Source organism: Tepidimonas sp. HKU78 (assembly GCF_049860815.1).
Classification (GTDB): Bacteria; Pseudomonadota; Gammaproteobacteria; order Burkholderiales; family Burkholderiaceae_C; genus Tepidimonas.
Map to the genome: position 1 here is coordinate 2348124 of NZ_CP187547.1, position 13101 is coordinate 2361224.

Annotated in this window: 11 protein-coding genes, 2 tRNA genes and 1 other RNA gene; 7 read left to right on the forward strand and 7 right to left on the reverse strand. The window is 67.4% G+C overall.

Annotated features, from left to right (window positions below; genetic code table 11):
• Positions 1-2: 2 nt before the first annotated feature.
• Together nusA and rimP are read right to left on the reverse strand one after the other, a co-directional pair.
• Complete coding sequence (gene nusA / locus ACPYIS_RS11600) at positions 3-1502, reverse strand: transcription termination factor NusA (RefSeq protein ID WP_424859119.1); 1500 nt, start codon at positions 1500-1502, stop codon at positions 3-5.
• Between the two features lie 36 nt (positions 1503-1538).
• Positions 1539-2132: a ribosome maturation factor RimP gene (gene rimP, locus ACPYIS_RS11605; RefSeq protein ID WP_299022797.1), complete on the reverse strand. Its 594-nt coding sequence runs from the start codon at positions 2130-2132 to the stop codon at positions 1539-1541.
• A gap of 233 nt (positions 2133-2365) precedes the next feature.
• On the opposite strand from rimP, the gene ACPYIS_RS11610 reads away from it, so the two are divergent.
• From ACPYIS_RS11610 to ACPYIS_RS11630, 5 genes are all read left to right on the forward strand, one after another.
• Positions 2366-2442: transfer RNA gene (locus ACPYIS_RS11610), tRNA-Pro, on the forward strand.
• A 17-nt stretch (positions 2443-2459) separates the two neighbouring features.
• A tRNA-Arg gene (locus ACPYIS_RS11615) sits at positions 2460-2536 on the forward strand.
• Between the two features lie 23 nt (positions 2537-2559).
• On the forward strand, positions 2560-3381 hold the full coding sequence (map, locus tag ACPYIS_RS11620; protein WP_424894698.1) for a type I methionyl aminopeptidase: 822 nt from the start codon (positions 2560-2562) through the stop codon (positions 3379-3381).
• 36 nt (positions 3382-3417) lie between these two features.
• Entirely contained in the window at positions 3418-6096 is a 2679-nt protein-coding gene (locus ACPYIS_RS11625; protein ID WP_425973619.1) for a [protein-PII] uridylyltransferase, read from the forward strand.
• 28 nt (positions 6097-6124) lie between these two features.
• Positions 6125-6475 carry a hypothetical protein gene (locus tag ACPYIS_RS11630; RefSeq protein WP_424859116.1) on the forward strand — a complete coding sequence of 117 codons (351 nt, stop codon included), beginning with the start codon at positions 6125-6127 and terminating at the stop codon, positions 6473-6475.
• On the opposite strand, the gene ligA is transcribed toward ACPYIS_RS11630, so the two are convergent.
• The 5 genes from ligA to dnaX all read right to left on the reverse strand — a co-directional run bounded on the left by ligA (position 6462) and on the right by dnaX (position 12422).
• Positions 6462-8633: an NAD-dependent DNA ligase LigA gene (gene ligA / locus ACPYIS_RS11635; protein WP_425973620.1), complete on the reverse strand. Its 2172-nt coding sequence runs from the start codon at positions 8631-8633 to the stop codon at positions 6462-6464. The genes ACPYIS_RS11630 and ligA overlap by 14 nt on opposite strands.
• A 28-nt stretch (positions 8634-8661) precedes the next feature.
• Positions 8662-9657, reverse strand: coding sequence for a hypothetical protein (locus ACPYIS_RS11640; RefSeq protein ID WP_424894700.1), 996 nt, complete (start codon positions 9655-9657; stop codon positions 8662-8664).
• Between the two features lie 140 nt (positions 9658-9797).
• The gene (recR, locus tag ACPYIS_RS11645; protein WP_299022784.1) at positions 9798-10397 is read right to left on the reverse strand and encodes a recombination mediator RecR; all 600 of its coding nucleotides are present in this window, start codon (positions 10395-10397) and stop codon (positions 9798-9800) included.
• 19 nt (positions 10398-10416) lie between these two features.
• Positions 10417-10749: a YbaB/EbfC family nucleoid-associated protein gene (locus tag ACPYIS_RS11650; RefSeq protein WP_299022782.1), complete on the reverse strand. Its 333-nt coding sequence runs from the start codon at positions 10747-10749 to the stop codon at positions 10417-10419.
• Positions 10750-10784: 35 nt separating this feature from the next.
• Positions 10785-12422, reverse strand: a complete 1638-nt coding sequence (gene dnaX, locus ACPYIS_RS11655) for a DNA polymerase III subunit gamma/tau (RefSeq protein WP_424894701.1) — start codon at positions 12420-12422, stop codon at positions 10785-10787.
• A gap of 34 nt (positions 12423-12456) precedes the next feature.
• Here dnaX and ffs point away from each other — a divergent pair.
• An RNA gene (gene ffs, locus ACPYIS_RS11660) (signal recognition particle sRNA small type) lies at positions 12457-12553 on the forward strand.
• 43 nt (positions 12554-12596) lie between these two features.
• On the forward strand, positions 12597-12929 hold the full coding sequence (trxA, locus tag ACPYIS_RS11665) for a thioredoxin TrxA (RefSeq protein WP_299022777.1): 333 nt from the start codon (positions 12597-12599) through the stop codon (positions 12927-12929).
• Positions 12930-13101: the final 172 nt, after the last annotated feature.

Sequence of the window (13101 nt, forward strand, 5' to 3'; positions counted from 1 at the left end):
GTTCACGAACGCGCGGACGACGCATCACCAGCGAACCAGTGCTCGCGCGCCTTCATGATCAGGGCCGTCGCTTCTTCGCGGCTTTGCCCCGTGATTTCGATCAATTCGTCGACCGCCAAATCGGCCAGGTCGTCGAGTGTGTGCACACCGGCTTCGGCCAGTTTGGCGATCAGGTCGGTGCTCATGCCTTCCAGGTCGCGCAGGTCCTGCGAGACCTCCTCGACGCTTTCTTCTTTGGCGATCTCCATCGTCAGCAGCGCGTCCTTGGCGCGTGCGCGCAACTCGTTGACGGTGTCCTCGTCGAAGGCTTCGATCTCCAGCATTTCCTGCAGCGGCACGTAGGCCACTTCCTCGAGGCTGGTGAAGCCTTCTTCGATCAGGATGTCGGCGATTTCCTCGTCCACGTCGAGCTTGTTCATGAACAGCTCGCGCAGCGCTTGGCGCTCCTGCGCCTGCTTCTGGGCCGACTCTTCGGCCGTCATGATGTTGATTTTCCAGCCGGTCAGCTCGGACGCCAGGCGCACGTTTTGCCCGCCGCGGCCGATGGCGATGGCCAGGTTTTCTTCGTCGACCACCACGTCCATCGCGTGCCGTTCTTCGTCGACCACGATCGACTGCACGTTGGCCGGCGCCAGCGCGCCGATGACGAATTGGGCAGGATCGTCGCTCCACAGCACGATGTCCACGCGTTCGCCGGAGAGCTCGTTGGTGACCGCATTGACGCGCGAGCCGCGCACGCCCACGCACGTGCCGATCGGGTCGATGCGTCGGTCGTGCGAGAGCACGGCAATCTTGGCGCGGCTGCCCGGGTCACGCGCGCAGGCCTTGATCTCCAGCAGCCCCTGCTCGATCTCAGGCACTTCTTGGCGAAACAGCTCGATCATGAACTCCGGCGACGCACGCGACAGCAGGATGGGCGCGCCGCGCAGCGTGGGATCCACCTCCATGATGAGGGCACGCACCCGGTCGCCCGTACGGAAGTTCTCCTTCGGGATCATCTCGCTGCGCTTCAAGCGGCCTTCAACCCGGCCGCTTTCGACGATGACGTCGCCCTTGTCGAGCCGCTTGACGGTACCAACGAAGATCCGGTCGCCACGCGACAGGAAGTCGTTGAGCAGCATCTCTCGCTCGGCATCGCGGATCTTTTGCAGAATGACCTGCTTGGCGGCCATGGCGCCAATGCGGCCAATGGGCACGCTCTCGATCGGCTTTTCGATGTAGTCGCCCACCTGAATGCCCGGATGGTCTTCCACCGCGTCGGAGTACAGCTCCTCAGCGTCCGGGTTTTGCAGGCCGGCCTCGTCGGGCACCACTTTCCAGCGCCGGAACGTTTCATACGCCCCGGTGTCCGGATCGATCGACACCCGCACGTCCACCTCGCCGCCGAGCAGCTTCTTGGTCGCCGACGCAAGGGCCGACTCCACCGCTGCCAACACGACGCGCGGCTCCACATTCTTCTCGCGCGAGATGGCATCGATCAACATCAACATTTCGCGGTTCATTGTTCTGGCCTGCCTTTCACTGCCTGCGTATTCGTTTCAAGCGGGATCATGGGCGCCGCGCGGGCGGCGCCCTTTGAAATCCACGATGGGCGCCAGGCGCGCCTCGCGCACCTCGTCGAGCGTAAAACCCAGCACCTGAACGGTGGCCAGGTCCGCCACGCGCCGCTGTGGCTTGCCGGTCGGCTTGGCGCGCGCAGACGGCGTCGCCTCGTCGATCAGCTCGAGCTGCCAGGTACCCGGCTGGCTGCCACGGCGCAAGGTGCCACGGAACTTCTTGCGCGTCGGCGCCACCGCACCGGCAGCCGCCGCCCCGATCGGTGTGCGCAGCGACAGATCGACGACTTCGCCCACGAAGCGCTCGTAATCCCGCTCATGGCGCAGCGGGCGGTCGATACCGGGCGAGCCGACCTCCAGGCGCCGGTAATCGACGCCCTCCACCTCCAGCACGTACTGGAGCTGGCGCGTGACGCGTTCGCAATCGTCCACGGTCACGAAGCGCTCTTGCGGCTGCGCCGCATCCCACGGCCAGTCGATGGTCACGCGCAGCAGCCCGCCGGCGGACCGCTCCAGATCCACCAACTCGTACCCCAGTCCAACGACCGTCTGCTCGACCACCTGCTGCCAGCTCATGCGATTCGTATCTGCCCTTTCTGGGAAAGCGCGCTGATCACGCTCCCACGCTTGCCACCCATCGTGATGGGACGTTCGACCAAAAAAAATGGGCCGGTATGCACCCGCCCATTCGGTCGTGACCCAGCTATTCTAACACCCCATGCTCCGAAATGCATCATCCCCGGCTTGGGGCCCGTTCACCCCGGCGCCGCCGCGGTGCGCCCAAGCCGCTACAATGCGGGCTTCGACGTCGGAGCGTAGCGCAGTCTGGTAGCGCATCTGCTTTGGGAGCAGAGGGTCGAAGGTTCGAATCCTTTCGCTCCGACCAATGCATTCACACCCCTGCCGTCCGTAGCTCAGCGGGATAGAGCAACGGCCTTCTAAGCCGTGGGTCGGGGGTTCGAGCCCCTCCGGACGGGCCAGCGCAACAGCTCTATTTCACGACATGACCGTCACCATCAAAGATGCCGCCGGCATCGAAGGCATGCGACTCGCCGGACGGCTGGCCGCAGAGGTGCTCGACTATTTGACCCCGTACGTTCGCCCCGGCATCACCACCAACGAGCTCGATCGGCTGGCACACGACTACATCGTGAACGTGCAGCAGGCCGTGCCCGCGCCGCTGAACTACGCTCCCAACGGCTACCAGCCATACCCCAAGAGCATTTGCACGTCGGTCAACCACGTGGTCTGTCACGGCATCCCCAACGACAAGCCGCTCAAAAAAGGCGACATCGTCAACATCGACGTGACCGTCATCAAGAACGGCTGGCACGGCGACACGAGTCGCATGTTCCTCGTCGGCGAGGTTGCGCCCCACGCAAGGCGGTTGTGCCAGGTCACGTATGAAGCGATGTGGAAGGGCATCCAAATGGTGCGCCCGGGCGTGCGGTTGGGTGACATCGGCCACGCGATCCAGACTTATGCCGAAAGCGCTGGCTATAGCGTGGTGCGCGAATTCTGCGGCCACGGCATCGGCCGCCGCTTTCACGAAGACCCCCAGGTGCTGCATTACGGCCGTCCCGGCACTGGCATGGAGCTGCAGCCGGGTATGACTTTCACCATCGAGCCGATGATCAACCAGGGCCGCCGCGACATCCGCGAAATGGGCGATGGCTGGACCATCGTCACGCGCGACCGGTCGCTGTCGGCGCAGTGGGAGCACACCGTGCTGTGCACGGAGAACGGCTACGAGGTGCTCACCCAATCGGCTGGCACCCCTGCCCCGCCGGCGTTCGTCACGGCCGCACAGTCCGCCCCGGCCTGAGCGTGGGCTGGCCCCGGTCTTGCTTGTCACTGGGCCATGACCGACACCGTTGCACCCCTGCCTGAGGCGCCGTTGGCGGCGCTGCGCCAGCACTACCGCACGCAAAAGGCGGCCATTCTGCAGGCCATCGAGTCGCTGGACGTGCGCTCACGCGGGGTGCGCAGCCTGCTGCGGCGCCTCAGCCGCCTGACTGACGACACCTTGCGCCGTTTGTGGACCGGCGCCGGCCTACCCCACGCGCTGACGCTGGTGGCGGTCGGGGGATATGGACGCGGCGAGTTGTTTCCGTACTCCGACGTGGACGTGCTCGTGCTGTTGCCCGACCACACCAGCACCGACGCCCCGCCCCCCTGGCAGAGCGCGGTCGAGCGCTTCATCGGACAGTGCTGGGACGTGGGCTTGGAGATCGGTTCCAGCGTGCGCACGGTGGCCGACTGCCTGCGCGAGGCATCCAACGACATTTCGGTGCAGACCGCGCTGCTGGAGAGCCGCTGGCTGGCTGGCGATCGGCGCCAGTTCGAAGCCCTCGGACGCGCGTTGGGTGAACAGATCGATGCGCTGACATTCTGCCGTGCCAAGCAGTTCGAGATGCAACAGCGCCACCAGCGCTACGAAAACACCCCGTATGCCCTAGAGCCCAATTGCAAGGAGTCGCCCGGTGGGTTGCGCGATCTGCAGGTCATTCTGTGGGTGGCCAAAGCGGCGGGGCTGGGCAGCACGTGGGACGAGCTGGCGCGGCGCGGCCTGGCCACCGCACGCGAGGCGCGCCAGCTCAAGGCCAACGAGGCACTCTTGAGCCTGATCCGCGCCCGCTTGCACGTGTTGGCGCGTCGACGCGAGGATCGGCTGGTCTTTGATTTGCAGACCGCGCTGGCGGAGGCCTTTGGTATCGAGGCGCAGCTGGGTGCTGAGGGGGGGCGCGAGCAGTCGGCACGCCATGCCCGCCGCGCCAGTGAGCGCTTCATGCGGCGCTACTATTGGGCGGCCAAGGCGGTGACGCAGCTCAATCAGATTTTGCTGCTCAACATTCAGGAGCGGCTCGAGCGCGATGAGCACGGCGTCGGCCCCCTGCGCCCCATCAACGAGCGCTTTCTGGACCGGGGTGGCATGCTGGAGGTGGCCAGCGACGACCTCTACTGGCACCAACCGCACGCCATTTTGGAAACCTTTTTGCTCTACCAGCAGACCCCCGGCATCAAGGGGCTATCGGCGCGTACGCTGCGCGCGCTCTATAACGCCCGCCCCATCATGAACGCGGCATTTCGGCGCGATCCGGTCAATCGCCAGACCTTTCTGCGCATCCTGCAGCAGCCCCAGGGCATCACCCATGCCTTTCGGCTCATGAACCAGACCTCCGTCCTGGGGCGCTACCTGTGGCCGTTTCGCAACGCGGTCGGGCAGATGCAGCACGACCTGTTCCACGTCTACACGGTCGACCAGCACATCCTGATGGTGCTGCGCAACATGCGGCGCTTCTTCATGCCAGAGCATGCCCACGAATACCCGTTTTGCTCGCAGCTCGCCGCCGGCTGGGACAAGCCGTGGATCCTGTACGTGGCCGCGCTGTTTCACGACATCGGCAAGGGCCGCGGCGGCGACCACTCGGTCATCGGCGCGCGCGACGTGATGGTGTTTGCCCGCCAGCACGGGATCGCGCGCGAGGACGCCGAGCTGATTCGCTTTTTGGTCGCGCAGCACCTGACCATGAGCCACGTGGCACAACGGGAGGACACCAGCGATCCCGAGGTGATTCGCGCCTTCGCCCGCCTGGTTGGGGACGAGCGGCGACTGACCGGGCTGTATCTGCTGACCGTGGCCGACATCCGCGGCACCAGCCCCAAGGTGTGGAACGGCTGGAAGGCCAAGTTGCTGGAAGACCTGTACCGCGTCACGCTGCGGGTGCTGGGCGGCGGTGCCCCCGACCCCCATGCCGAGGTGGAGGCGCGCAAGCGTGAAGCCTTGGCCGCGCTCGCCCTGCATGCCCTACCCCATCAGGCGCACCTGGCCCTGTGGTCGCGGCTGGACGTGGGCTACTTCATGCGGCACAGTGCCGACGAAATCGCTTGGCACACCCGCCACCTGTCGCGCGCACTGGCGCAGACCAGTAGCACCTTCCCGCCAACCATCGTGCGCGCGCGCCTCTCACCGGCGGGCGAAGGGCTGCAGGTGCTGGTGTACTGCGCCGACCAGCCCGAGCTGTTCGCGCGCATCTGTGGCTATTTCGACCAAGCGGGCTTCTCGATTCTGGACGCCAAGATCCACACCACTGCCGACGGCTGTGCGCTCGACACCTTCCAGGTCGCCACCGAAACCTTGTCCGAACACTACCGCGAGTTGGTCGCACTGGTGGAAAGCGGCTTGCCGCGCGCGCTCGATCCCGCGGCCCCATTGCCGACGCCAGGGCGCGGCCGCGTCTCGCGGCGGGTGCGCAGTTTTCCGGTCGTGCCCCGGGTGCAGTTACAGCCCGACGAACGCGGGCAGCGCTGGCTGCTGAGCGTGTCCGCCAGCGACCGCAAGGGTCTGCTCTACCGCATCGCAGGGGTGTTCATGCGGCACCGGGTTCAGGTGCAGCTGGCCAAGGTCACGACACTGGGCGAGCGGGTCGAGGACACCTTCGTCATCACGGGGCCGACGCTGCATGTCGCGCGCGAGCAAGCCCAGCTCACCCAGGACTTGATGGCGGTACTGGACGACGCAGCGGGTTCCGCCGTATAGTGCACGGACGACAGCTCAAGGAGGCACCATGCGACACGACACCCTCTCGGCAGCGCGGGCGGTATGCGGGGTGCTAGGGCTTGCTCTGGCGGCGGCTACCGGCGTACGGGCCGACGTGCCCACCATTTTTCGGGACGCCGACCTCGCGCAGGGCGAGAAGCTGATCCAGCAGCACCGTTGCGCCCAATGCCATGCGGAAAAGGTTGGCGGCGACGGCAGCGCGATCTACCGGCCGCTGGGGCGCATCAACACCCCGGGCCTGCTACGCGGTATGGTCGAGCAGTGCAACAGCATACTCAACCTGCAGCTGTGGCCCGAGGAAGTGACGGCGGTGGCCGCCGTCCTCAACCGCGACCACTACCGTTTCAAGCAGGACTGATGCCAGCTCCGGGCGCGGGCGTCGACTTGGGCGCCTCGCCCAACAGCGCGAGCAACCCCGCCTCGTCGAGCACGGGCACGCCCAGTTCTCGGGCACGCTCGAGCTTGCTGCCCGCGGCCTCACCGGCGACCACCCAGTCGGTCTTGCGGCTGACCGATCCCACCACCTTCCCCCCCGCGGCTTCGATGCGGGCCTTGGCTTCGTCGCGTGTGAGCGTGGGCAGCGTGCCGGTCAGCACGAACGTCTTGCCCGCCAGCGGCAGCGGTGTGGCGGCCGGTGTGCCCTCGTGCTCGGGCCAGTGGACGCCGCAGGCGCGCAACTGCTCGACCACTTCGCGGTTGTGCGGCTGCGCAAAAAAGGTGTGGATGCTGCGCGCCACCACGGGCCCGACGTCGGGCACCGCCTGCAGCTCGTCTACCGACGCATCCATGATCGCGTCGAGCCGACCGAAGTGGCGCGCCAGGTCGCGCGCCGTGCTCTCGCCCACGTGCCGAATGCCCAGCGCGAACAGAAAACGCGCCAGCGTCGTGGACTTGGACGCTTCGATCGCCGCGAGCAGGTTGGCGGCGGACTTCTCGCCCATGCGATCGAGCGCTGCCAGCGCGTTCAAGCCCAGCCGGTACAGATCGGCCACGTTGCGCACCAGGTTCGCATCCACCAGTTGATCGACCAGTTTTTCGCCCAGGCCCTCGATGTCCATGGCGCGCCGCTGCGCAAAATGCAGGATGGCCTGTTTGCGCTGGGCGGGACAGAACAGCCCGCCGCTGCAGCGGTGATCCACTTCGCCCGGCTCACGCACCACGGCGCTGCCGCAGACGGGGCAGGCAGTGGGCATCTCGAACGGCGCGCCCCGCGGCTCCGACAACGGGGGCGCCACCGCCACCACCTCGGGGATGACGTCGCCGGCGCGTCGCACGATCACGGTGTCGCCCACGCGCACGTCTTTGCGTCGCACCTCGTCGGCATTGTGCAACGTGGCGTTGGTGACGGTGACGCCGCCGACGAACACCGGCTCAAGCTTGGCCACCGGCGTGAGCTTGCCCGTGCGCCCGACCTGCACGTCGATGGCCAACACGCGCGTGAGTTGTTCCTGGGCCGGGTATTTGTGCGCGATCGCCCAGCGCGGCTCGCGGGTAACGAAGCCCAGCCGTTGTTGCCAGTCGAGCCGATCGACCTTGTAGACCACGCCGTCGATGTCGAACGGCAAGGCATCACGCTGGCCCCCGATGTCACGGTAGTAGTCGGCCAGCGCTTGACCGCCCGCACAGCGGCGCGCCAAGTCGGATACCGGAAATCCCCAGTCCCGCAACGCGCACAAGACGTCCCAGTGGCGGCGAAAGTCGGGGCCGCCGTGCGTCGGCGGACTCACCTCTCCCAGGCCATAGGCAAAAAAACTCAAGGGGCGTGATGCCGTCACGGTGGGATCGAGCTGGCGCACTGCGCCCGCGGCCGCGTTGCGGGGATTGACGAAGGTCTTTTCGCCGCGCTCACGCTGACGGGCATTGAGGGCCTCGAACGCATCGCGGCGCATGTAGACCTCGCCTCGCACCTCCAGGCGGGGCACTGGCACTCCCGCCCCCCGCAGCCGCAGGGGTATCTGCCCGATGGTGCGGATGTTTTGTGTCACGTCCTCGCCGGTCTCACCGTCACCGCGCGTGGTGGCCCGCACCAGCACGCCGTGCTCGTACAGCAGCCCAATGGCCAGGCCGTCGAACTTGGGTTCGGCCACGTACTCGACCGGTGGGTCGTCAGGCCCCAATCCGAGGTCTTTGCGGATGCGCGCATCGAATGCCAGCGCAGCGGCCGGGTCGGTATCGGTTTCGGTGCGGATGCTGAGCATCGGCACTGCGTGCCGCACGGTGGTAAACCCCTCCAGCGGTGGCGCGCCGACGCGCTGGGTGGGCGAGTCGGGTGTCACCCAATCCGGGTGGCGGGCCTCGATCGCCTGCAGTTCGGCCAACAGGCGGTCGTACTCGGCGTCCGGAATTTCGGGGTCGTCCAGCACGTAGTAGCGCCACGCGTGGTGGTGCAGCAGGCGGCGCAGCGCCTGCACACGCTGCCATTCGGGGTCATCCGAAGGGTGGGTCGCGCCCTCGGCGCTCGCGGAAGTGAACAGATCGGATGGCACAGGAGCAGTGAAAAGCGGGATGGCGGACACGGACCCGATTATCGGCGCCGAAAGCGGCTCAGGTCGGCAGCAATCGGGTCGTGTACAGGCGCGTGGGGTCGAGTGAATCGTAATCCATGCCCTGGGGTTGCGCGTACAGCACCCGCAGTACCTGCTGCACGGCCTGTGGCTCCAGCGTACCGTCGGGTGAAAACGCCCCCCGCGTGTGCATCAAAATGGACAAAAAAAGGCTCGGATCACCCGCAAAGCCGCCCAGGTCGGCGTGGCGCGCCAGATCCGACGGCCCCGCGGTCTGCAGCCAGCGCAACGCACGCCGCACCGCACGGGCGACGGACTGCAGCTCGGCGCCGTGGCGGCGCACCTGCGGCTCGGGTGCGCTCAGGCAGGCGCACAAGACCGGGCCACCGAGCAAGCGCTGACTGTCCGACGGGTGGCGGGTGTCGGCCACCAGACGGATGGCGCCCTGGCGTTGCAGCTGGGTCAGCATCGGGTCGCCCAAGCAGACGGCGTCGATGGTGCCCGATGCCAGCAGCGTTTGTGTATGCGCCACGTCGCCCAGCGTCGGATACTGCACCTGCCCCGGCGCGACCCCCTGTCCCTGCAGCACCAGGGCGGCGATCGCAGGTGCCATCCGGTCACCCGCCAGCACGCCAACCCGCACGGGCGCCGCGGCGAGCCCTTGACCCTGCGCGGGTGCCGGATGGCGCCAACCAAACCCAAGCTGTGGCGTACGGACCAGCGCCAGAAATGCCTGCTCGGGCTGCCCATGCAGCTGTTGGCGCAACACGAAGTCGAAGGCACCGGCGTGAACCCGGACCGCGTCGGGGTCGAGTGCAGCCGCTGAGGCCGAGCCGTGCGGCGCCAGCGCAACGGCCACCCCCTCGGCGGCGAAGTAACCAAGCCGCTCGGCCAGCCGCACCGGCAGGGCCGCCAGTGGTGTGTGCAGCGCCCACTGCACCGACACCGGGGCTGCTGCCCCGGCCCGCACACGTGGCGGCAGCGTCGTGGTGACGACCGCCCCCCCCAGCACACGCAAACAACCCCGCCTGTCCATGTCGCCGCCCCGGCTGATGCCGCCCGCTCGCGCGGGCGACGATGTCCGTACAGGATAAGACGCGGCATCGGGGCCGCGCATCGGGATCTGCCCCGACAGGGTCATCCCGGAGCGGGTATTCCCGCACCCGCCGGGAGGCGTCAGCGCCGGTCTGCCAGCGCGTGCGCGATCGTACCGAGGTCGACATACTCCAGTTCGCTGCCCACGGGTACGCCGCGGGCCAGCCGGGTCACTTTCAGGCCCAGAGCGCGCGCCAGTTGTCCCACCACGTGGGCGGTGGCCTCTCCCTCGGCGGTAAAGCTGGTGGCCAGAATCACTTCTTGCACCGGTGGCGTACTCTGCAAGCGCTCCAGCAGCGGCCGCACGCCGATGTGGTCAGGACCAATGCCGTCGAGCGGGCTGAGCCGCCCCATCAGGACGAAATAGCGCCCGCGGTAGGCGCCGGTGCGCTCGAGCGCCGCCTGGTCGGCCGGCGTTTCGACGACGCACAACAGCCCCGCATCGCGTGTGGGGTCGGCGCAGGTCGGGCAAATCGCCTCTTCCGAAAACGTGTGGCACAGCGCGCAGTGCTGGACGCCTTCGGCCGCAGCCTGCAGCGCGTGCGCGAGCTGCAGCGCGCCGTCGCGGTCGTGCTGCAACAAGTGGTATGCCATGCGCGAGGCCGAGCGCACGCCCACGCCCGGCAGCCGCTGCAGGGCTGCGATGAGCTGCTCGAGCCGCCGCGACGCGGACTTGCCCATGGGCAGCGGTCGCGTCCGCTCAGAACGGGAACTTCATGCCACCGGGCAAACCGGGCATGCCAGCGGTCACCTGGGCCATGCGTTCTTGGGTCGTCTCCTCGACCTTGCGCACCGCCGCATTGAACGCGGCGGCCACCAGGTCTTCGAGCATTTCCTTGTCATCGCTCAACAGGCTGGGGTCGATGGTGACGCGCTTGACGTCGTGCTTGCCGGTCATCACGACCTTGACCAGTCCTGCGCCAGATTCGCCGGTGACCTCCATCGTCGCCAGTTCTTCCTGGGCGCGCTTGAGATTTTCCTGCATGGCCTGGGCCTGCTTCATCAGGCCGGCGAGCTGTCCTTTGTTGAACATGGGTCAGTGCTTTCTCTCGAAGGGGGTCGATGGGTTCAGACGGCGGGGTCGCCGTCGACGGGCTGGATGCTACCAGGGACGATGGTCGCCCCCCAGTCGCGCATCAAAGACTGCACGAGCGGATCGCCCTGAATGGCGGCCTCGGCCGCTTGCTGGCGTGCCTGGCGCGCAGCGGCACGCCGCTGCGCGGGCGAGTCGGGCGCGGGGCCCACCTCCACCGCCAGTTGCCATCCCTCGGGCAGCCCCAGGTATTGGGCCAGCGCCACACGCAGGCGCTCGCGCGGCGTGTCTTGTGCCAGTGTGCCCTGGGGCACGCGCAAGCGCCAAGCGTGCGCCTGCCGATCCACCAACTCGGACTGCAGCGCCAGCTCCCGCGCCAGCGCCTGCACGTGCCCGCCCGCCACCAGGGCAAGCACGATGCGTTCCCACTCGTCCCCCAGCGGCGGCGAGTCGACGGCGGGGCCGACCAACGTTTGCGCGACCGCGGCGGCCGGCTCAAGGGCGGGGGGCGGCGCTGGCGGCGTTTTTTTTTCCGCCGGTGCCTCGGACGCCACGGGGGCGACCACCGACGGGGGCGGCTCACCCATGAACGCCAACGCGCGCAGCAGCACCATGGTCAGCGCGGCGTACTCGTCTGGCGCCAACCCCAACTCCGCACGCCCATGCAGGCACAGGCTGTAGAGCAGTTGCGTGACATCGGCCGGCAAGGCAGCCGCCAGTGCCGGCAGGCGTGCGTCGTCGGCGTCGTCGACGGCGGCCCCCCCCGTCCACTGCAGCACCGCCAAGCGTTGCAGGATGGCCGTCATCTCCTCCAGCGTCGCCGCGGGGGGCAGCCCCTGTACACGCAGGTCGTCGACGGCGGCCACCAGCGCGCGTGCATCGCGCGCTGAGAGCGCGTGCAACAGGCCGAGGACGTAACCATGATCCACCGCCCCCAACATCTGGCGCACGTCCGCCTCGGCCAGACGCCCGGCACCGAAGGCGATGGCTTGATCGGTCAGGCTCAGCGCGTCGCGCATCGAGCCTCGCGCCGCGCGCGCGAGCAGCCGCACCGCGCCCGGCTCCGCCGCGATCGCCTCGCGCGCGAGCACCTGCTGCAAATGCTGGGCCACCGTCTCCGGCGCCATCGGCCGCAGGTTGAACTGCAAGCAGCGGCTCAACACCGTCACCGGCACTTTTTGCGGGTCGGTGGTGGCGAGCACGAACTTCAGATACTCCGGCGGCTCCTCCAGCGTCTTCAACATGGCGTTGAAGGCGGTGTTGGTGAGCATGTGCACTTCGTCGATCATGAAGACCTTGAAGCGCCCCTGCACCGGTTTGTAGACGGCCTGCTCCAGCAGGGCCTGCACTTCGTCGACGCCGCGGTTGGATGCAGCGTCGAGCTCGGTGTAATCGACGAAGCGGCCCGCGTCGATCTCGCGGCAAGCATCGCAGACGCCACACGGCGTGTCGGTGATGTCACCGTTCCCATCCGGCCCCGTGCAGTTGAGCGACTTGGCCAAGATGCGCGAGACCGTCGTCTTGCCCACGCCACGCGTGCCCGTGAACAGGTACGCATGGTGCAGCCGCCGTGCGCGCAGCGCGTTGCCCAGCGCCTGCACCACGTGTTCCTGCCCCACCATTTCGGCAAAGGTTTTGGGGCGATATTTGCGGGCCAGCACCAAATACGACATGCGGGCATTCTATCCGTCGCATACAATGGCGGGTGACGGGCCTTCCCGCATGGTGAAGCGGCCAACCGGGTCAGGTGGGGAACCAAGCAGCCCTAACCGCGTAGCCAGTGCCGGGGTCAAGGCTCGTCACCTCTCACATTCGACACGAACACGACGACCCGAGGCCCATCCACCATGGCGAGCGACCTGATCAAACACGTGACCGATGCCACTTTCGACGCCGACGTCCTGAAGTCGACGACGCCGGTATTGGTGGATTTCTGGGCCGAGTGGTGCGGCCCCTGTCGCATGATCGCGCCCATCCTGGACGAGATCGCGGCCGCTTACGCTGGCAAACTGCAAGTGGCCAAGGTCAACGTGGATGAAAATCGCACGGTACCCGCGCAGTATGGTATTCGCGGCATTCCCACGTTGATGCTGTTCAAGGACGGCCAACTCGCCGCCACCAAGGTGGGCGCGCTGAGCAAACAGCAGCTCACCGCCTTCATCGAGCCGTACCTGGCCTGATAGCGCCGCACAGCCAACCGCGGGCGCCTCTGTGCGGCTGCCCGGGGTGTTTGGTGTCATAATCCGTGTCAAAGGCAGCGCCCCACGTGCTGCCGGCCCCGGTTGGTAGCCAACCAGCCGTGCGGGCACCGATTGCGCCGGTATGGTTCCGGCCGTTGTTGGTTTTCCCCAA

What these genes read in the sequence shown, in the direction of transcription:
- nusA (WP_424859119.1), bottom strand. Translation starts at nt 1,502, where the DNA reads ATGAACCGCGAAATGTTGATGTTGATCGATGCCATCTCGCGCGAGAAG.
- rimP (WP_299022797.1), bottom strand. Translation starts at nt 2,132, where the DNA reads ATGAGCTGGCAGCAGGTGGTCGAGCAGACGGTCGTTGGACTGGGGTAC.
- map (WP_424894698.1), top strand. Translation starts at nt 2,560, where the DNA reads ATGACCGTCACCATCAAAGATGCCGCCGGCATCGAAGGCATGCGACTC.
- ACPYIS_RS11625 (WP_425973619.1), top strand. Translation starts at nt 3,418, where the DNA reads ATGACCGACACCGTTGCACCCCTGCCTGAGGCGCCGTTGGCGGCGCTG.
- ACPYIS_RS11630 (WP_424859116.1), top strand. Translation starts at nt 6,125, where the DNA reads ATGCGACACGACACCCTCTCGGCAGCGCGGGCGGTATGCGGGGTGCTA.
- ACPYIS_RS11640 (WP_424894700.1), bottom strand. Translation starts at nt 9,657, where the DNA reads ATGGACAGGCGGGGTTGTTTGCGTGTGCTGGGGGGGGCGGTCGTCACC.
- recR (WP_299022784.1), bottom strand. Translation starts at nt 10,397, where the DNA reads ATGGGCAAGTCCGCGTCGCGGCGGCTCGAGCAGCTCATCGCAGCCCTG.
- ACPYIS_RS11650 (WP_299022782.1), bottom strand. Translation starts at nt 10,749, where the DNA reads ATGTTCAACAAAGGACAGCTCGCCGGCCTGATGAAGCAGGCCCAGGCC.
- dnaX (WP_424894701.1), bottom strand. Translation starts at nt 12,422, where the DNA reads ATGTCGTATTTGGTGCTGGCCCGCAAATATCGCCCCAAAACCTTTGCC.
- trxA (WP_299022777.1), top strand. Translation starts at nt 12,597, where the DNA reads ATGGCGAGCGACCTGATCAAACACGTGACCGATGCCACTTTCGACGCC.